Raw genomic sequence first — 19,070 nt, 5'->3', positions numbered from 1 at the left:
GCACAACCGCTCTATCACGCACATTCCATCGCTCGGCACAGCCCTTGCAATCTCCGATCTGGCCAACACCCACCATCACATCGGAGTGAGCACATGAAGCGACGCAGTCTGATCAAGGCCTTCACCCTCAGCGCATCGATTGCCGCAATGGGCCTGAGCTGGAGCATCCAGGCCGCCGAGACCATCAAGGTCGGCATCCTGCATTCGCTTTCCGGGACCATGGCCATTTCCGAGACCTCGCTCAAGGACATGGCGCTGATGACCATCGACGAGATCAACGCCAAGGGCGGGGTCAACGGCAAGCAGCTCGAGGCGGTGGTGGTGGACCCTGCGTCCAACTGGCCGCTGTTCGCCGAGAAGAGCCGCCAGTTGCTGACCCAGGACAAGGTGGCGGTGGTGTTCGGCTGCTGGACCTCGGTGTCGCGCAAGTCGGTGCTGCCGGTGTTCGAGGAGCTCAATGGCCTGCTGTTCTACCCGGTGCAATACGAGGGTGAAGAGATGTCGCCGAACGTGTTCTACACCGGCGCGGCGCCCAACCAGCAGGCGATCCCTGCGGTGGAATACCTGATGAGCGAGGACGGTGGCGGCGCCAAGCGCTTCTTCCTGCTGGGCACCGACTACGTCTACCCGCGCACCACCAACAAGATCTTGCGCGCATTCCTGCACAGCAAGGGCGTGGCCGACAAGGATATCGAAGAGGTCTACACGCCGTTCGGCCACAGCGATTACCAGACCATCGTCGCCAACATCAAGAAGTTCTCGGCGGGCGGCAAGACAGCGGTGATCTCCACGGTCAACGGCGACTCCAACGTGCCGTTCTACAAGGAGCTGGCCAACCAGGGGCTGAAGGCCACCGATGTGCCGGTGGTGGCGTTCTCGGTGGGTGAAGAAGAGCTGCGCGGCATCGACACCAAGCCGCTGGTGGGCCACCTGGCGGCGTGGAACTACTTCGAGTCGGTGGATAACCCGGTGAACCAGAAGTTCGTCGCCGACTGGAAGGCCTACGCCAAGGCCAAGGGCCTGCCCGGGGCCGACAAGGCGGTGACCAACGATCCGATGGAAGCCACCTACGTGGGCATTCACATGTGGGCGCAGGCCGCCGAGAAAGCCAAGTCCACGGACGTCGACAAAGTACGTGAAGCGTTAGCCGGGCAGAGCTTCAAGGCACCGTCGGGCTTCACCCTGACCATGGACAAGAGCAACCACCACCTGCACAAGCCGGTAATGATCGGCGAGATCCAGGATGACGGGCAGTTCAGTGTGGTCTGGCAGACAGAAGAGCCGTTGCGGGCGCAGCCGTGGAGCCCGTTCATTCCGGGGAATGACAAGCGGCCGGATTATGCGGTGAAGGGTAACTGAGTGCACTGGGGCTGCTGCGCAGCCCTATCGCGGATAAATCCGCTCCTACAGGTCCGTGTAGGAGCGGATTCATCCGCGATGAATCCACCGCCGATTTCCAGGATGGCCCGCATGCTCAGACTCCTGCTCACCTTTCTACTGCTACTGCCCCTGGCCACCCAAGCCAGCGAAGGCGAATTCTTCCTCAGCGCCAAACCCGCCGAACAGGCGCGCCTGCTCGAAACCTGGGCCGCGCAACCCGACGCCGCCCGCCTGCCGCTGCTGGACAACCTGCGCCAGGGCCGCATCGCTGAAAATGACACCCGCAAACTACGCCTGAACAACCGCCTGCGCGGCCTGATCGACAACGCCCTGGCCAGCCACCAGCTGCTCAGCGACAACAGCGCAATCCGCCTGGCCTCCGCCCAGCAGTTGCAGAAAAGCGCCCAGCCGGCACAGATGGCCTTCCTCGACCGGCGCTTCGCCGCCGAACCCGACGCCGCCGTGCACGCGGCCCTCGGCTTGGCCCTGGCCAACCTGCAACTGGGCGCCAGCGACCCGGCAGTGCGTCTGGCCGCCGTGCGTCTGCTCGGCGAAACCGGTGACCCGCTGGCCCGCACCCGGCTTGAAGCGCTACTACAACCCAACGCCGAAACCGACGCAGCCGTGCGCACCGCCGCCGAAACCAGCCTGGCCCAGGTACAGCGCAAGCTGCTGGTGGGCGAACTGCTCGGCCAGGCCTTCAGCGGTCTGTCGCTGGGCTCGATTCTGCTGCTGGCGGCACTGGGCCTGGCGATCACCTTCGGCCTGCTCGGGGTGATCAACATGGCCCACGGCGAGATGCTGATGCTCGGCGCCTACAGCACCTATATGGTCCAGGTGCTGCTGCAGCGCTATGCCCCCGGTGCCATCGAGTTTTACCCGCTGATCGCCCTGCCGGTGGCCTTCGCCGTCAGCGCCGGGGTCGGCATGGCCCTGGAGCGCACGGTGATCCGCCACCTGTATGGCCGCCCGCTGGAGACCCTGCTGGCCACCTGGGGCATCAGCCTGATCCTGATCCAGGCCGTGCGCCTGCTCTTCGGCGCGCAGAACGTCGAGGTAAGCAACCCGGCCTGGCTGTCCGGCGGCATCCAGGTGCTGCCCAACCTGGTGCTGCCGTACAACCGCCTGGTGATCATCGGCTTCGCCCTCGCCGTGGTGCTGCTCACCTGGCTGCTGCTCAACCGCACGCGGCTGGGCCTGAACGTGCGCGCGGTCACCCAGAACCGCAACATGGCCGCCTGCTGCGGGGTGTCCACCGGCCGCGTCGACATGCTCGCCTTCGGCCTCGGCTCAGGCATCGCCGGGCTCGGCGGCGTGGCCTTGAGCCAGGTCGGCAACGTGGGGCCGGACCTGGGCCAGAGCTACATCATCGACTCGTTCCTGGTGGTGGTGCTCGGCGGTGTCGGCCAACTGGCTGGCAGCCTGTGGGCGGCCTTCGGACTGGGCATCGCCAACAAACTGCTGGAGCCGCAGATCGGTGCGGTGCTGGGCAAGATCCTCATCCTTGCGCTGATCATTCTGTTCATCCAGAAGCGCCCGCAAGGCCTGTTCGCCCTCAAGGGACGGGTAATCGACTGATGAACCAGCCATTGATTGTCACTGCCACGCGCAAGGCCGGCACCCGGGTTTCAATGGCCGTCGGCGCCGTTGTCGTCCTGGTGCTGCTGGCCCTGCCGCTGCTGTCGCTGCTGCCCGACGGGCACGCCTTGCAGGTCTCGGCCTACACCCTGACCCTGGTCGGCAAGGTCCTCTGCTACGCCATCGTCGCCCTGGCCCTGGACCTGGTCTGGGGCTACGCCGGGTTGCTGTCGCTCGGCCATGGCCTGTTCTTCGCCCTGGGCGGCTACGCCATGGGCATGTACCTGATGCGCCAGGCGGCCGGCGACGGCCTGCCGGGGTTCATGACCTTCCTGTCGTGGAGCGAGCTGCCCTGGTACTGGGCCGGCACCCAGCATTTCGCCTGGGCGCTGTGCCTGGTGGTGCTGGCGCCGGGGCTGCTGGCGCTGGTGTTCGGCTTCTTCGCCTTCCGCTCGCGGATCAAGGGCGTGTATTTCTCGATCATGACCCAGGCCCTGACCTTCGCCGGGATGCTGCTGTTCTTCCGCAACGAGACAGGCTTTGGCGGCAACAACGGCTTCACCAGCTTCCGCACCATCGTCGGTTTCGACATCGCCGCCCAGGGCACCCGGGCCGTGCTGTTCCTGCTCACGGTCGGCCTGCTGCTGGGCAGCCTGTTCCTGTGCTGGCGCCTGACCCAGAGCAAGTTCGGGCGCCTGCTCACTGCCGTGCGTGACGCCGAGAACCGCCTGATGTTCTGCGGCTACGACCCGCGTGGCTTCAAGCTGCTGGTATGGGTGCTCAGCGCCGTGCTGTGCGGCCTGGCCGGGGCGCTGTACGTGCCGCAGGTGGGCATCATCAACCCCAGCGAGATGTCGCCGACCAACTCCATCGAGGCCGCCGTGTGGGTGGCCCTGGGCGGGCGCGGCACGTTGATCGGGCCACTGCTCGGCGCCGGCCTGGTCAATGGCATGAAGAGCTGGTTCACCGTGGCGTTTCCCGAGTTCTGGCTGTTCTTCCTCGGCGCGCTGTTCATCCTCGTCACCCTGTACCTGCCCAAGGGCGTGGTCGGCCTTGTGAAGAAAAGGAGCCAGCCATGAGAAGCGTGCCCCCGGTACATCCGGAATTCATGCTCGAACCGATCTTCGACCAGATCGGCAGCGGTCGCGAGGCGATCGGCCTCGGTCGGCGCCGCGAGACTGGGCTCGACACCCGCCACGGCACGGTGCTGAGCCTGGAGGGCATCAGCGTCAGTTTCGACGGCTTCAAGGCGCTCAACGACCTGAACCTGTACATCGGCGTCGGTGAGTTGCGCTGCATCATCGGCCCCAACGGCGCCGGCAAGACCACGATGATGGACGTGATCACCGGCAAGACTCGGCCCGACACGGGGACCGCGTTTTTCGGCGACACCCTCGACCTGACCCGCATGAGCGAATGCCAGATCGCCCAGGCCGGCATCGGCCGCAAATTCCAGAAGCCCACGGTGTTCGAGGCGTTGACGGTGTTCGAGAACCTGGAGCTGGCGCTCAAGGCCGACAAGTCGGTGTGGGCCAGCCTGCTGGCACGCTTGAGCGGCGAGCAGCGCCAGCGCATCGACGAGGTGCTGACCACCTTGCGGCTGCTGCCCCTGGCCCAGCGCCAGGCGGGGTTGCTGTCCCACGGGCAGAAGCAGTTCCTGGAGATCGGCATGCTACTGGTGCAGGAGCCGAAGCTGCTGCTGCTTGATGAGCCGGTGGCGGGGATGACCGATGCCGAGACCGAGTTCACCGCCGAGCTGTTCCGCTCGCTGGCGCGCAGGCATTCGCTGATGGTGGTGGAGCATGACATGGGGTTCGTCGGCAGCATTGCCGACCATGTGACGGTGCTGCATCAGGGCAGTGTGCTGGCCGAAGGGTCGCTGGCGCAGGTGCAGGAGGATGAGCGAGTGGTCGAGGTGTACCTCGGTAGATAGGCCTATGAAGCCCGCTCTCACGCACAAATCACACAAGGGCAAGACATGCTGAAAATCGACACCCTGCACCAGTACTACGGCGGTAGCCACATCCTGCGCGGCCTGTCCTTCGAGGCCAAGGTCGGCGAGGTCACCTGCCTGCTGGGCCGCAACGGCGTGGGCAAGACCACCCTGCTGCGCTGCCTGATGGGCCTGCTGCCGGCCCGCGAGGGCCGCGTGGAATGGGAAGGCAAAGCGATCACCACACTCAAGCCACAACAACGAGTGCAGGCCGGCATCGCCTACGTGCCCCAGGGCCGCGAGATCTTCCCGCGCCTGACCGTGGAGGAAAACCTGCTGATGGGCCTGTCGCGGTTCCCCGCCCGCGAGGCACGGGATGTGCCGGCATTCATCTACGAACTGTTCCCGGTGCTGGAGCAGATGAAACAACGCCGTGGCGGCGACCTGTCCGGCGGCCAGCAGCAACAATTGGCCATCGGCCGCGCCCTGGCCAGCCGCCCGCGCCTGCTGATCCTCGACGAGCCCACCGAAGGTATCCAACCCTCAGTGATCAAGGAGATCGGCGCGGTGATCCGCAAGCTCGCCGACCGTGGCGACATGGCCATCCTGCTGGTGGAGCAGTTCTACGACTTCGCCGAGGAACTGGCCGACCAGTACCTGGTCATGGCCCGTGGCGAAATCGTCCAGCGCGGCCGCGGCGAAAACATGCAGGCCGAAGGTGTGCGCGGCCTGGTTACCATTTAATCTGCAACCACTTCCCTTGCGAGACGCTGTCATGAGTTACCAGATCCGCGACGCCCTGATCGACGACGTGCCGGGCATCCTCGACATCTACAATGACGCCGTGGCCAACACCACGGCGATCTGGAACGAAACCCCGGTGGACCTGGCCAATCGCCTGGCCTGGTTCGAGGCCCGTGCGCAGCAGGGTTATCCGATCCTGGTGGCGGTGGATGACAGCGGCGTGCTCGGTTACGCCTCATTCGGCGACTGGCGGCCGTTCGAGGGCTTTCGCCATACGGTCGAACATTCGGTGTACATCCGTGGAGACCAGCGCGGCAAAGGTCTGGGGCCGGTGCTGATGGCAGCACTGGTCGAGCGGGCCAGGGGCTGTGGCAAGCATGTGATGGTCGCCGCCATCGAAAGCGGCAATGCCGCGTCGGTGCGCCTGCATGAGCGGCTGGGGTTCGTGGTGACCGGGCAGATGCCGCAGGTGGGCGTGAAGTTCGGCCGGTGGCTGGACCTGACCTTCATGCAACTGATGCTCGATCCAGGGGCGCAGCCGTGAAACCCGAGGGGCCGCCGTGCGGCCCCACAACGTTCACATCTGGGTAAACCGGCCCAACCGTTGGCGCAGCATATGGTTCTCGCTGCGCAACTGCTGCACTTCCTCCAGCAATTCCAGCGCCAGGGCCACCCCTTCCCATTCGAGCTCCAGCTGATCATGCAGCTTCACCGCGCGCTTGAGGGTGACCGGCGCGCGGTCGTCGAACACCCATTCCTCCGGCGTTCGCCCCGAAGGTTCAACAATGCCGTGCTCGACGATCTCGATCACGCAATCGGCCGTGAGGTCGGCTTCCTGGCAAAGGGTACGCATGTCCAGTTGAACGATCAGGGTGCTGCTCATGATCACTTACTCCATTGAGTCCTCGGATTGAACGCGGCTTTCTCGGAGAGCTGGGTCCACAGTGCACGCGTTGCGTCATCGGATTGGGCGGGCATCACGACTTTGAGTTGGGCGTACAGGTCGCCGCGCTCGCCCTGCTTGTTCAGCAGGCCCATGCCCTTGACCCGCAGGCGCTGGCCGCTCTGGCTGTCGGGGCGGATGGTCAGGTTGATCTTGCCGGTCAGGGTCGGCACGGCCACCTTGGCGCCGAGCGCTGCCTCCCACGGTGCCAGCGGCACGGTGATGATCAGGTCATGACCTTCGACATCGAACAGCGGGTGCGGTGCCATGCGGATGGTCAGGAACAGGTCGCCATTGGCGCCACCGCCCACGCCCGGCGCGCCCTGGCCCTTGAGGCGGATGCGCTCGCCGTCGGTCACCCCGGCAGGGATCTTCACGTTCAGGGTCTTGGTGGTGAACCCGGTGCGCTGGCCGGCAGCGTTAGTCTGCGGCACCTGGAAGCTGATCTGCTTGGATTCCTTGTTCAGGGTTTCCTCGAGGAACACCGCCAGCTCCAGTTCCACGTCCTGCCCTCGCCTGCCGGTACTGCGTTGTTGCCGGCCACCGCCGCCACCGAAGGGGTTGCCACCCCGGGCGCCGAAGATCGAGCTGAAGAAATCGGAAAAATCGCCGCCCTCGAAGCCACCGCCGCCGCCATTGCCGCCACGGGACTGCCAGCCAGGCGGTGCCTGGAAAGGCCGGCCATGCTGGCCGCCATACTTGCGGATCTCGTCGTACTCGGCGCGCTTGTCCTTGTCGCCAAGCACTTCGTAGGCCTCGTTGGCCTCCTTGAACTTGTCCTCGGCGTCACGCTCCTTGCTGACATCCGGGTGATACTTGCGCGCGAGCTTGCGGTAAGCGGCCTTGATCGCCTTCTCGTCCGCGCTCGCCTCGACGCCGAGTATCTTGTAATAGTCTTTGAAGTCCATCTATGGATCACCGATGTGAATGTACGTATTGCTACTGAAGATTGGGGTCAAGCATAGCCTTTCAAGGTTCATCCGGGGTTGCGCTATCGCAGACGACCGGTCTTGATTTAGCCGCAGACTGGCATAAACTGCGCGGCCGTTTTGCCTCCGGAAGCTCTCCTTCATGTCTGACGTATCCCCGGCCCGTGCCCTCGGCATCGACTTCGGCACCTCCAACTCCACGGTCGGCTGGCACCGCCCTGGCGCCGAATCGCTGATCGCCCTGGAAGACGGCAAGATCACCCTGCCGTCGGTGGTCTTCTTCAACATCGAGGAACGTCGCCCGGTGTATGGCCGCCTGGCCCTGCACGAGTACCTGGAGGGCTACGAAGGCCGCCTGATGCGCTCGCTCAAGAGCCTGCTGGGCTCCAAGCTGATCAAGCACGACACCAGCGTGCTGGGCAGCGCCCTGCCGTTCAAGGACCTGCTGGGCATGTTCATCGGCGAACTGAAGAAGCGCGCCGAAGCCGATGCCGGCCGCGAATTCGACCAGGTGGTGCTGGGCCGCCCGGTATTCTTCGTCGACGAGGACCCGACCGCCGACCAGGAAGCCGAGGATACCCTGGCGGAAGTTGCGCGCAAGATCGGCTTCAAGGACGTGTCGTTCCAGTACGAACCGATCGCCGCGGCCTTCGACTACGAGTCGGGCATCAGCCGTGAAGAGCTGGTACTGATTGTCGATATCGGCGGTGGTACCTCGGACTTTACCCTGATCCGCCTGTCGCCCGAGCGCCACCTGGTGGCCGAGCGCCATGACGACATCCTCGCCACCGGCGGCGTGCACATCGGCGGTACCGACTTCGACAAGCAACTGAGCCTGCAGGGCGTGATGCCGCTGTTCGGCTACGGCAGCCGGATGAAGAGCGGCGCGCTGATGCCCACCAGCTACCACCTCAACCTGGCCACCTGGCACACCATCAACGCCCTGTATGCGCAGAAGTCGCAACTGGCCCTGGGCAGCATGCGCTATGACATCGAGGACACCCTCGGCATCGACCGACTGTTCAAGCTGATCGAGCAGCGCGCCGGGCACTGGTTGGCGATGGAGGTGGAAGCCAGCAAGATCGAGCTGACCGAGCGCGACAGCCGGAGCATCGACTTTGGCCGGATCGAACCGCAGCTGTCGGCCGAGCTGACCCGGGCACTGTTCGAAGATGCAATTGACGGTTTGCTCGAGCGCGTGCGCGGCAGTGTGAGCGAATTGCTGGCCAAGGCCGGCGTGAGCGAGAGCCAGGTGGACACGGTATTCTTCACCGGCGGCTCCAGCGGCATTCCGGCGCTGCGCAACAGCGTGGCGGCGATGCTGCCCAATGCGCGGCATGTGGAAGGCAATATCTTCGGCAGCATTGGCAGCGGCCTGGCGATCGAGGCGCGCAAGCGTTACGGCGTGCTCTGATCGATTTGGGGCCGCTTTGCGGCCCTGGTGATCCTCAGACCAGCTCCGCCCGCTTCAACTCGCTCTTCAAGTAGGCGTAGTAGATCGGCCCCGCCACCACACCCGGCAGGCCGAACGCCGCCTCGAACACCAGCATCGCCAGCAACAGCTCCCAGGCCTTGGCACTGATCTGCCCGCCGACGATCCGCGCGTTGAGGAAATACTCGACCTTGTGGATAACGATCAGATAGCCCAGCGCCGCCATCGCCACCCAGATCGACAGCGACAGACCAACGATGGTGATCAGGGTATTGGACATCAGGTTGCCGATTACCGGCAGCAGCCCGAGCAGGAAGGTCAGCACGATCAGGGTCTTGGTCAGCGGCAGGTGCACGCCGAACAGCGGCAACACCACGGCGAGGAAGATGCCGGTAAAGAAGGTGTTGAGCAGCGAGATCTTGATCTGCGCGAAGACGATGTTGCGAAACGCCTGCACCAGCAGGCTCAGGCGCTCGAACAAGGCAGCGGCCAGGGGCTTGCGCCGGGAAATGTCGGGGATGCGCTGCAGGGCGACGATGGCGCCGAGGATCATGCCGATCAACAGGGTCACGAACATGTGCGCCATGCCCTTGCCCACGAGCTGCAACTCGCTCAGGTGACTCTTGAGCCAATCGCCGATGGCCACCTTGAACTCGGCCGCACTGGCCGGCAGGTAGGCGTCGATGAACGGCGGCAACTGGCCCCGCGCACGCTCGACCAAACCCATGAACTTGTCCAGCGAGGCGCCGGGGTTCTCGGCCTCATGCAACAGGAAACTGAAGGCACCGGCGATCAGCAGGGTCAATGTGCTCACTACCAGGGTGCCAAGCAGCGCCACAGCGAGCCAGCGTGCGCGCTGCCCAGCGATCAGCGGTTGCAGGCGCGGCGTCAGCATGTTGACCAGCTCGAATACCAGCAGGCCGGCGAGCAAGCTGGGCAGCAGTTTCAGCGGCAACGCCAGCAGCAGGCCGGCGACAACGATGAGCAGGCTGGCAAGGGTGATCTGGCGGGGGGTGAAGGTCATACAGCCTCGACGGCAGACAGCGGAAAGTTCCGCAGTCTGCCAGCCTTCACGGCAGAGGCATAGGCGCAGGTCATTTCTTCTTCAGGCAGTCGCTCATGAAGGTCTTGCGTTCATCGCCCTTGAGCGCTTTGGTGGTGGCGTCGGCGTTGCAGGTTTTCATTTTTTCCTGCTGAGTGGCGGCGGGCTTGGCCTTGAGGCAGGTGCTCATGAATGCCTTGCGCTCGTCGCCCTTGAGCGCCTTGGCAGTGGCATCGGCGTTGCAGGTCTTCATCTTTTCCTGTTGCGCGGTGGCGGCAAATCCTTGCCCCGCGATCATCATGCCCAACACCAGCAGGGGTACGTGCAGCAGCTTCATGGCGTGGTCTCCTTGCCTGCGCGCCGAATGCGCGCTCGTCGCTGCTGAGTGTAGACAAGAATTTTTACATCTCTGTCCGCGCTCGCCGTCGGTACTGTTCCGGGGTGCACCGGGCCTGGCGCTGGAACATGGCTATGAAGGCCGAGGCGCTGCTGTAGCCGAGGTCGAAGGCGATGGACTGGATCGCGGTGCCTGCCTCGAGCGCCTCGATGGCGCGCAGAAAGCGCAGACGCAGGCGCCATTCGCCGAAGCTCATTCCCAGTTCACGCAAGAACTGCCGCGCCAGGGTGCGCTCGCTGACATGCACCTGCCCGGCCCAGTGAGCCAGCGGGCGGTTGTCGCCGGGTTCGTCATGCAATCCTTCAAGCACCTGGCGCAGGCTGTCGCTGCGGGCGAAGGGCAGGTAGCAGGTCTGGGTCTGCGCCAGGTGCAACTGGTCCAGCAGCACCTGTGCCAGGCGCTGGTCACGCTCGTCCCGGGCGACGCGCAGGTCACGGCGGGCGAAGTCGCCAAGGATCGCCTTGAGGATGTCGCTGATCACCAGGCTGCAGGGTTGCGCCGGCAGCCCGGCACACAGGCTGCGGTCAAGGTAGACCGAGCGGTAGACGATGGCCTGGGGGTTGTAGCAGCCATGCTCGGTATCCGGCGGTACCCACACGGCGTAGTGCGGCGGCGAGATGAAGCGCTGGCCTTCGACGTCCAGGTGCATCAGGCCATGGGACGCGTAGTTGAGCTGGCCCCAGGGGTGACGGTGCGGGGCGCTGTGGGTGTCGGCACCGAATTCGTCGTAGCGAAAGTACACCGGGGCCGGGAGCTGGTCGAAGCGCGGAATGTCGAGGTACTTGCGGGTCATGCTGTCTGCTTCGCGGGGTAGGTTGTCTGGATGGAAGTATAAGCATGCAAGCAGACAAGCGATAATACCCGCCGTCATACCCTCCCTGCAGGAGCGAGCCCGCTCCCGCAGGGGACACCCGTTACCTGAGAGTCCCAATGAACTACCTCTTCCCCCTCATCGCCATCCTCATCTGGGCCGGCAACACCGTGGTCACCAAGATGTCCGCGGGGGCCATCTTCCCGGCAGAGATCGGCTTCTACCGCTGGCTGCTGGCCGGCCTGCTGTTCACGCCCTTCCTGCTGCCCCAGGTCTGGCGCAACCGCGCGGCGATCCGCCCGCATCTGGGCAAGGTGTTCGTGCTGGGCGTGCTGGGCATGGCCATCTACCAAAGCCTGGCGTACTTCGCCGCCAGCATCACCAGCGCCACCAACATGGGCATCATTCTCTCGCTGATGCCGCTGATGTCACTGGCCCTGTCCATCGCCTGGCTGGGCCAGCGCCTGAGCTACGGCGCGCTGCTGGGCGCGATCGTGTCGTTCTTCGGTGTGCTCGAAGTTGTCTCGGCCGGGCACCCTGGCACGCTGCTACATCAGGGCCTGAACAGTGGCGACCTGATGATGCTGGTGGCCACCCTCGCCTATGCGCTGTACAGCTTCCTGCTGAAGAAATGGCAGCTGCGCCTGCCGCCGCTGCAGTTGCTCTACCTGCAGGTGCTGGTGGCTATCCTGGTGCTGCTGCCGCTGTTCGTGCTGTCACCGAAGACCGGGCTGAACGGCCACAACTTCGGCCTGGTGCTGTATGCCGGCCTGCTGGCCTCGATGGTCGCGCCGCGGGTATGGATGCAGGCCGTGCATCGCCTTGGCCCGAGCCGCACCACGCTGTTCTTCAACCTGCTGCCGGTGGTCACGGCGGTGATCGCCGCCGTGGTGCTGGACGAGCAACTGGCCAGTTATCACCTGGTTGGCGGCTTGCTGACACTGGTCGGCGTGCTGCTGGCCGAGCGCTGGACAACGCCAGTACGGCGCACGGTCACAACCCCGCGGCCTTGAGCCGCGCAGCATGTTCGGTGAACAGCCGCACCGGCTCGGCGCCCTTGCCCACGGCGCCGAGGGACTGGTTGACGATGTCCAGGTGATCGAGCGGATAGTCGTCGCCGATCACTTGGCCCAGGTGCGAGCTGAAGCGCCCGACCATGCCGTCGCAGTGACCCTTCTCGCGCACGAAGCTACGGGCGAACAGACGGCAGAAGCGATTGCTGCCGTCGAAGCGGTTCAACCCCTGGTCGGTGCGGCCCGGCTGCAAGGTGCCTGACCAGGAGTAGTAACGCACGCCGTTCACCTCGGCCGGCCCCTCGCCGCCCCAGACCTCGGGCAGCCCCTGTGGATAAGCCTGGTTGAACAGCGCCACCCCGGCGCTGGTCAGCGACTGGTGCGAGGCATGCACGTCGATCGGCAGCGGATCTCGGCGCCAGCCGGTCTCCAGCCAGCCCAGCAGCACGGCGAAACCATGCAGCACGGCCTTGAGGAGGCGCCCCTTGGCGGAGTGGCCCGGCGCCGTGCGTTCAAGGTGGTCGGCCAGTTCCGAGCCATGGTTGGGGCCGGCCACCGAGGTCACCGAGGCCACCCGGCCTGGCCGCTTCGCCGCCGCATAGCGGGCACTGAGCGCGCCCTGGCTGTGGCCGATCAGGTTGACCTTCTCGGCCCCCGTTCGCCGGCAGATGTCCTCGATGATGATCAACAGCTGCTCGCCGCGCACCTCGCTGGAATGCAGCGGAGACACCTGCACCGGATACACCTGCGCGCCGCCCCGGCGCAACGCCGGGACAATGCCGAACCAGTAGGGATACAGCAGCGCCCGCACGAAACCGAGCATGCCCGGCACCAGCACCAATGGATAACGCGTGGCCAGTTCCTGACTCATCACCCTGCCCTCTTCCATGGACGACCGGCCCACACTACAGCGCGCCCTGTGTCATTCGCAATCGAACTCCCGGCGTGCTGCGCGGTTCCAAGGAGAACAGACCCTGAGCAAGGAGCGGGACCATGTACAAGCAGACTCTGGCCATCCTTCTGGCAAGCGCCACCCTCGCCGCCTGCGGCAGCCGCCCGGAAAACCCGGTGGACTACGTCACCTACCGCAACGAGCCGCTGGTCAAGCAGGTGGAGCACGGCATGACCATGCAGAAGGTCATCGCCATCGGCGGCAGCCCTTCGAATGTCAGCGACCTGCCCCACGGTGGCACCTGCAACGACTACATCCTCAACCGTGACGGCCAGCAACAGCCCTACTACGTGCGCTTCGACGCCACCGGCCATGTCGACGCCAAGGGCTTCAAGACCTGCAAGCAACGCCAGGAAGACAGCGACGCCGTCCACGGCGCATGACACCCCATGACTACCCTGATCCTTTCGGAGATGAACATGAGCGTTGAACTGACCGATGTGAAAACCCTGCGCGAACGTGCCCGTCAGCATGTCGAGCAAGGCGCGGTGACCGAGGGTTACCACGCCGATCGCGAGAAGATCCTGCGCCTGCTCAACGAGTCGCTGGCCACCGAGCTGGTCTGCGTGCTGCGCTACAAGCGTCACTACTTCATGGCCAGCGGTATCAAGGCCAGCGTCGCCGCCGCGGAGTTCCTCGAGCACGCCACCCAGGAAGCCGAGCATGCCGACAAGCTGGCCGAGCGCATCGTGCAACTGGGCGGCGAGCCAGACTTCAACCCCGACAACCTGACCAAGAATTCCCATGCCCAGTACGTGGCGGGCAGTTCATTGAAGGAGATGGTGCTGGAGGACCTGGTGGCCGAACGGATCGCCATCGACAGCTACCGCGAGATCATCCAGTACATCGGTGATAAAGACCCGACCACTCGACGCATCTTCGAAGACATCCTGGCCCAGGAAGAAGAGCACGCCGACGATATGTCGGATCTGTTGCAGGGGTTGTAAATATTGGGGGCGCGCAGCGCCCCTACTTCTTGGCCTTCACCGCCGCCGGCGCCTTGCCGGCGCGCATCTGCTGCAACAACGGCGTGCACTGGTTGGGCACATCCCCGCTGCTCGGCGCGATCAGCGCCAGCAGCCCCGCCGCAGGCCCCGCCACCACACCCAATGCCACCATCCCCGCGCCACGCAGCGCCAGCGGCACTGCCTGCACACCGGCACTGGGCTTGGCGAACGGCCCGCGCACGTACAATGGCGACCGCAGCGAGAACAGCCGCAGCCCTTTCGATTCCGGGGTGATCTTCAGGTCCAGTTGCTCGCTGGCGAAATTGGCCGTGCCGTCGATGTAGATGATCGCGTTCTCGGTATCGAAGACGAACAGGCGGGTGGTCGCCAGGCCCTCCTTGATGCCGACATCGGCTGCGGCACAGTTGATCTTCACTTCCTCATCGCCAAACAGCTTGCCGATCACGTAGTTGCCCACGTTGAGCCCAGCGATCTCCATCAGGCTGCGGCTGATGGCGCCATCGTTGATCAGCAGGCGCAGGTCGCCGCTGGAAGTACCGAGCAGCGCCGCCACCGAGTTGCCCCTGCCACTGATATCGGCGTCGCCGTTGAGCTCGCCGAAGCTGGTCTGCATGGGCGCGAAGCTGGGGAACAATTGCTTGAGCTTGAATCCCCGGGCGGTGAGCTGGGCACGCCCCTGCAGCGGCGTGCTGCGCCCGTCCAGGCGGATGTTGGAATCGAGGTTGCCCCCGGCCACGCCAAAGCGCAGCGGTTCCAGGCGCAGCAGGCCGTCCTCGAGAATCACATGGGCAGACAGGTCATTGAACGGCAGTTTCTCGCTGTGCACGATGCGCTTGCCGGCGAAGGTCACATCGGCATCCATCGCCCGCCAGCGCTCGGTGCGGAACTCCTCTACCGGCAACACCTTGTTGGCCGGCTGCTTGCTGGCGCCGCCCCGGGCCTTCTGCTCGGCGTTCGAATCGGCGCCGATCAGCGGTGCCAGGTCCTTGAACAGCAGTTGGTTGGAGACCAGGTTGCCGGACAGTTTCGGCCGAGGCTGGCTGGCGACGAAGGCCAGGCCGCCGTGGATATCACTGTCGCCGATCTTGCCGTTGAAGCCTTCATAGCGGAAATGCGCGCCCTCGGCGGCATGCAGGTTGGCGCTCAGGTGGCCGTCGGTGGCGTAGGGTGGCGTGTCTGGCAGGGTCACGCCGGTCAGCGGGTAGAGGTTGCCCAGGCTGCTGCCGGAGAGCTTCAGGCGCAGGTCGAGGGCGCCCAGGTTGCGGGGGTCGGTCAGGGTACCGGCAAGGGCGACGTGGGTATCGCCGATGCGCACGTCGGCCTGCAGCGGGAATGGCTGGCTGGCATCCTGCAGCGCCAGCAGGCCGCCGATCTTGCCGGTGCCGGCAACCGCCTGGCCCTTGTAGCGCCCCTGGGCCTTGAAGCCGAAGGCATAGTCCTGGGCATTGCCGGCTTTCTCGGCGCGGGCCTTGCCGACGATATCGCTGAACGGGATCGGCTTGCCCAGCGGATCAACCTGCACTTTCATGCTGGTTTTCAGGGTCTGGTCGTCGAAGCTGACATTGCCCTGGTCGAATCCGATCGCGCCGATGTCCAGCACCCACTTCGACGGCTCCTCGTGCTCATCCTTGGGCCCGAAGTCGAACACCCAGTTGGCCCGGCCATCGGCCAGGCGGATGAGGCTGGCACTGGGCTTGACCAGGTCGATGCGCGGGATGCTGATACGCTGGACGATCAGCGGCAGCGGCGCCAGGCGAAAATCCACTCGCTCCAGGCCCACCATGCGCGGCTCCTTGAGCCATTCGGGGTTGCCCAGGGTGAGGTCTTCGGCGGTGAAGTGCGGCCAGGGCACGAAGGCACGCCAGCCACCCTCCTCGGGTTCGGTGCGCCAGTGCACGGCGAGGTTGCCGTTGATCGCGAAAGGCCGGTGCAGGGCTTCGGAGACTTTCTCGTTGAGCAGCGGCTTGACGCGGTTCCAGTCGAAGGTGGCGATCACCACCACCAGGATTGCCAACAGGGTGGCCAGGGTGGCGAAGGTCCAGACGATGATTCTGGCAGGGCGCGTCATTGCGTGATTCTCCTGACTGCTTGGAAGGCGGCGCGACGATGGCACTCATTATGTCGGACTGATGAAAACCCGCCGGGTTTAATCCGCGCAGCATGATAACCAAGATTTTCCTGACGATTTTCTCAGCTTTTGGTCTACGGAGCGTGGCAGTGTTACCGGGGAGTCGACTTGCCTCAATGCTCGGCGCATCGCCGAAAACATTGAGCCAGAGCGCTCCGCGCACAGTATCAATGCCGTCGATTGTTACCATTATCCTGATGAACTTTTCTCTGGAGTTACCGGGCGTAGCATTGGCTCCGTACCCACTTTCCAGCCCCCCAGAGGAGCACCGAATCATGAAACGCCATCTGCTGCTGAGCCTGACCCTGTCCGTACTTGCTGCCAACGCCTTCGCCCTGCCAGCCGAAGACCAGCACCTGAGCGCCGAGTCGCGCTCCAGCACCATCACCGTCAGCCAACCGCTGAACCCCCTGGCAGAAGGTGGCGCCGAGCGCCTGCAGGAACGTGCAGGCCGCGTGGCCGAAGGCGGTGCCGAACGCCTGCTCGAACGTAACAACCGTGTTGCCGAAGGTGGCTCTGATCGCCTGATCGAACGCAATGACCGTGTCGCCGAGGGTGGTTCGGATCGCCTGATCGAACGCAACGACCGTGTCGCCGAGGGTGGCTCTGATCGCCTGATCGAACGCAATGACCGTGTCGCCGAAGGTGGCTCCGATCGCCTGATCGAACGCAACGACCGTGTCGCCGAAGGTGGCTCCGATCGCCTCAACGAACGCAACAACCGTGTAGCCGAGGGTGGCTCGGATCGCCTGGTCGAACTCAGCCGTGTGAGCTGATCGCCATGGCCGAAAACAACAACCCTCCGTGCGGTAGCTGCTCCCCTCCAAGCCCGGTCCATTGACCGGGCTTCGTTTTTCTATCCAGAATGCCCAGCCGTACCGTCATAGAAGCCTGCCCCATGCTGCCGCGCGCCGAACAGAAGCTACAAACCCGCCAGGCCCTGCTGGATGCCGCCTGCCTGCTCATGGAGAGCGGCCGGGGTTTCGGCAGCATCAGCCTGCGCGAGGTGGCCAAGGCCGCCGGCATCGTGCCCACCGGCTTCTACCGCCACTTCCCTGACATGGATGCCCTGGGCCTGGCCCTGGTCGCCGAGGTGGACACCACCTTCCGCCAGACCATCCGCCTGGTGCGCCATAACGAATTCGAACTGGGTGGTATCACCGATGCCTCGGTGCGCATCTTCCTCGACGTGGTCGCCGCCCACCGCGCGCAGTTCCTGTTCCTGGCCCGCGAGCAGTACGGCGGCTCGCAACCGGTGCGCCAGGCCATCGCCCGCCTGCGCCAGGACATCAGCAGCGACCTGGCCACCGACCTTGCGCGCATGCCGCGCTGGCGGCACCTGGACGGCGCCGCTTTGGCGGTGATGGCCGACCTGGTGGTCAAGACCGTGTTCGCCACCCTGCCCGAGCTGATCGACAGCCCCGAACCGGGCCATGCACAGGCACTGACGGCACAGGAAAAGATCACCCAGCAACTGCGCTTCATTTTTGTCGGCGCTCGGCATTGGCAGGGGCTGGGCAATCCAGCCTGACGCTTTTGCCCAAACAGGATCATGGGAGCGGCGATGCGGCGACCCGACTTGCCCCGCGATAGCGCCATAGCGGGGCAAGTCGGGTCGCCGCATCGCCGCTCCCACGCTGCCCGTTCCCACGAACCGATGGCCACTTCTGCTACCATGGCGCCCTGCCCGACCGTCCACGAGCGCCACCATGTCCGACCCCCGCCCCGCACTGACCCGTTTCCAACAGCACTTCGCCGAGCGCATCGTGCCGCTGTGGCAAGGCCCGGGCTGGAACGCCGACATGGCCCTGCCGTACGAAGCTTTGGACACCCGGCACCGGCCACTGCCAGTGCAACGCTACCGGGCCATGGCCTGCGCCCGCCAGCTGTACCTGTTCAGCAGCCGCATCGAACAACCTGGCGCGGCCGAACGCGCCGCGGCATTGTTCCGTTCGTTGCAGAAGCACTTCCATGACGCCGAACACGGCGGTTGGTTCTACAGCATCGACGCCCAGGGCAGGCCGCTGGACCGGCGCAAGGACCTCTACACCCACGCCTTCATCGTCTTCGCTTGCGCCCATTACCTGGGCAAGGTCGACGAAGGGCTGGTGGAGGCCACGCTCAATGGCGCCCTCGAGGTGATCCACGAGCAGTTCGCCCGCGACGATGGCCTGTACGAGGCCAGCCTGGGTGAGGATTGGTCAGACCTGGGCAGCGGCCCGCTGCAGAACCCGCAGATGCACTTGGCCGAGGCCTTCCTGCAGGTGCTGGCCGTACGTGAGGACGACGACGTTCGCCAATCGCTGCTGCAGCTGTGCGAAGCGCTGCAGGCGCAGTTCGTCGAACCGGCCCATGGCCTGATGCTGGAGAAGCCGCGCGGGGCTGTGGATAACTGGTTCGAGCCGGGCCACCAGTTCGAATGGTTCTACCTGCTCGACACTTCCGGGTTGCTGCGCGGTACTGCGCTGCATGCCTCCATCGAGCGGGCCTTCGACTTCGCCGAACAGTGCGGCGTAAAGGATGCTGCGGTGCTGGCGACGCTGGATGTGGACGGCAAGGTGATCGACGCGACACAGCGTATCTGGGCCCAGGCGGAGTACCTGCGGGCACTGGCCCTGCGGCCGGGAAGCGAGGCGCGGCTGCTTGAGCAACTCACGGCGCTGGAGTCACGCTTCCTGCATGAAGGCGGCTGGCATGAGTGCCGCGATGGCGAGGGGGCGGTGAGCCGCCATGACATGCCGTCGACCACGCCCTATCATTTGGCGACTTGCCTCGAAGGTCTGCAGCGCCTGACCTGACGCTATCGCGGGGCGGTGCGCC

General features: G+C 65.0%; 20 protein-coding genes. 13 read left to right on the top strand and 7 right to left on the bottom strand.

Annotation, left to right across the window (positions count from 1 at the left end; translation table 11 throughout):
• Positions 1–93: 93 nt before the first annotated feature.
• The 6 genes from urtA (at position 94) to C3F42_RS20845 (ending at position 6,179) form a co-directional block, all read left to right on the top strand.
• Positions 94–1,359: an urea ABC transporter substrate-binding protein gene (gene urtA, locus C3F42_RS20870; protein WP_094012233.1), complete on the top strand. Its 1,266-nt coding sequence runs from the start codon at positions 94–96 to the stop codon at positions 1,357–1,359.
• Positions 1,360–1,470: 111 nt separating this feature from the next.
• Positions 1,471–2,958: an urea ABC transporter permease subunit UrtB gene (gene urtB, locus C3F42_RS20865; protein WP_177182943.1), complete on the top strand. Its 1,488-nt coding sequence runs from the start codon at positions 1,471–1,473 to the stop codon at positions 2,956–2,958.
• A complete protein-coding gene (urtC, locus tag C3F42_RS20860) occupies positions 2,958–4,037 on the top strand; it encodes an urea ABC transporter permease subunit UrtC (RefSeq protein ID WP_062572703.1) in 1,080 nt (359 codons plus the stop codon). The genes urtB and urtC overlap by 1 nt, the downstream gene beginning before the upstream one ends.
• Positions 4,034–4,891, top strand: a complete 858-nt coding sequence (gene urtD, locus C3F42_RS20855) for an urea ABC transporter ATP-binding protein UrtD (RefSeq protein ID WP_094012231.1) — start codon at positions 4,034–4,036, stop codon at positions 4,889–4,891. Before urtC ends, urtD begins: the two co-directional genes overlap by 4 nt.
• Positions 4,892–4,936: 45 nt before the next feature.
• Entirely contained in the window at positions 4,937–5,635 is a 699-nt protein-coding gene (urtE, locus tag C3F42_RS20850) for an urea ABC transporter ATP-binding subunit UrtE (protein WP_023630085.1), read from the top strand.
• A gap of 31 nt (positions 5,636–5,666) precedes the next feature.
• Positions 5,667–6,179: a GNAT family N-acetyltransferase gene (locus C3F42_RS20845; RefSeq protein ID WP_023630086.1), complete on the top strand. Its 513-nt coding sequence runs from the start codon at positions 5,667–5,669 to the stop codon at positions 6,177–6,179.
• Positions 6,180–6,212: 33 nt separating this feature from the next.
• Here C3F42_RS20845 and C3F42_RS20840 read toward each other — a convergent pair whose 3' ends face one another.
• Together C3F42_RS20840 and cbpA are read right to left on the bottom strand one after the other, a co-directional pair.
• Positions 6,213–6,518, bottom strand: a complete 306-nt coding sequence (locus C3F42_RS20840; RefSeq protein WP_023630087.1) for a chaperone modulator CbpM — start codon at positions 6,516–6,518, stop codon at positions 6,213–6,215.
• 2 nt (positions 6,519–6,520) lie between these two features.
• The gene (gene cbpA / locus C3F42_RS20835; protein ID WP_094012229.1) at positions 6,521–7,486 is read right to left on the bottom strand and encodes a curved DNA-binding protein; all 966 of its coding nucleotides are present in this window, start codon (positions 7,484–7,486) and stop codon (positions 6,521–6,523) included.
• 163 nt (positions 7,487–7,649) lie between these two features.
• Between cbpA and C3F42_RS20830 the strand changes: the two genes are divergently transcribed.
• A complete protein-coding gene (locus C3F42_RS20830; RefSeq protein ID WP_104444849.1) occupies positions 7,650–8,921 on the top strand; it encodes an Hsp70 family protein in 1,272 nt (423 codons plus the stop codon).
• Positions 8,922–8,955: 34 nt separating this feature from the next.
• Here C3F42_RS20830 and C3F42_RS20825 read toward each other — a convergent pair whose 3' ends face one another.
• The 3 genes from C3F42_RS20825 to C3F42_RS20815 form a co-directional block, all read right to left on the bottom strand.
• Entirely contained in the window at positions 8,956–9,963 is a 1,008-nt protein-coding gene (locus C3F42_RS20825; RefSeq protein WP_023630089.1) for an AI-2E family transporter, read from the bottom strand.
• Positions 9,964–10,033: 70 nt separating this feature from the next.
• Entirely contained in the window at positions 10,034–10,318 is a 285-nt protein-coding gene (locus tag C3F42_RS20820; protein WP_023630090.1) for a PsiF family protein, read from the bottom strand.
• Positions 10,319–10,382: 64 nt separating this feature from the next.
• Entirely contained in the window at positions 10,383–11,171 is a 789-nt protein-coding gene (locus C3F42_RS20815) for a helix-turn-helix transcriptional regulator (protein WP_104444848.1), read from the bottom strand.
• A gap of 137 nt (positions 11,172–11,308) precedes the next feature.
• Between C3F42_RS20815 and C3F42_RS20810 the strand changes: the two genes are divergently transcribed.
• Positions 11,309–12,202 carry a DMT family transporter gene (locus C3F42_RS20810; RefSeq protein ID WP_104444847.1) on the top strand — a complete coding sequence of 298 codons (894 nt, stop codon included), beginning with the start codon at positions 11,309–11,311 and terminating at the stop codon, positions 12,200–12,202.
• Here C3F42_RS20810 and C3F42_RS20805 read toward each other — a convergent pair.
• Complete coding sequence (locus C3F42_RS20805; protein WP_104444846.1) at positions 12,183–13,073, bottom strand: triacylglycerol lipase; 891 nt, start codon at positions 13,071–13,073, stop codon at positions 12,183–12,185. The two genes, C3F42_RS20810 and C3F42_RS20805, sit on opposite strands and share 20 nt — an antisense overlap.
• Before the next feature lie 122 nt (positions 13,074–13,195).
• Between C3F42_RS20805 and osmE the strand changes: the two genes are divergently transcribed.
• Both osmE and C3F42_RS20795 read left to right on the top strand, forming a co-directional pair.
• Entirely contained in the window at positions 13,196–13,537 is a 342-nt protein-coding gene (gene osmE / locus C3F42_RS20800; RefSeq protein ID WP_094012225.1) for an osmotically-inducible lipoprotein OsmE, read from the top strand.
• A gap of 6 nt (positions 13,538–13,543) precedes the next feature.
• Complete coding sequence (locus C3F42_RS20795; RefSeq protein WP_023631202.1) at positions 13,544–14,101, top strand: bacterioferritin; 558 nt, start codon at positions 13,544–13,546, stop codon at positions 14,099–14,101.
• A 22-nt stretch (positions 14,102–14,123) separates the two neighbouring features.
• Here the strand turns inward: C3F42_RS20795 and C3F42_RS20790 are convergent, their stop codons facing one another.
• Positions 14,124–16,190, bottom strand: coding sequence for an AsmA family protein (locus C3F42_RS20790; protein ID WP_094012223.1), 2,067 nt, complete (start codon positions 16,188–16,190; stop codon positions 14,124–14,126).
• Positions 16,191–16,525: 335 nt separating this feature from the next.
• On the opposite strand from C3F42_RS20790, the gene C3F42_RS20785 reads away from it, so the two are divergent.
• From C3F42_RS20785 to C3F42_RS20775, 3 genes are all read left to right on the top strand, one after another.
• The gene (locus C3F42_RS20785) at positions 16,526–17,026 is read left to right on the top strand and encodes a phage infection protein (RefSeq protein WP_094012222.1); all 501 of its coding nucleotides are present in this window, start codon (positions 16,526–16,528) and stop codon (positions 17,024–17,026) included.
• A gap of 122 nt (positions 17,027–17,148) precedes the next feature.
• On the top strand, positions 17,149–17,781 hold the full coding sequence (locus C3F42_RS20780) for a TetR family transcriptional regulator (protein WP_038706886.1): 633 nt from the start codon (positions 17,149–17,151) through the stop codon (positions 17,779–17,781).
• Between the two features lie 178 nt (positions 17,782–17,959).
• On the top strand, positions 17,960–19,048 hold the full coding sequence (locus tag C3F42_RS20775) for an AGE family epimerase/isomerase (RefSeq protein WP_094012221.1): 1,089 nt from the start codon (positions 17,960–17,962) through the stop codon (positions 19,046–19,048).
• Positions 19,049–19,070 lie beyond the last annotated feature (22 nt).

This window comes from Pseudomonas sp. PONIH3, assembly GCF_002934345.1.
Classification (GTDB): Bacteria; Pseudomonadota; Gammaproteobacteria; order Pseudomonadales; family Pseudomonadaceae; genus Aquipseudomonas; species Aquipseudomonas soli.
This window is presented reverse-complemented; position numbering and strand designations above follow the sequence as displayed.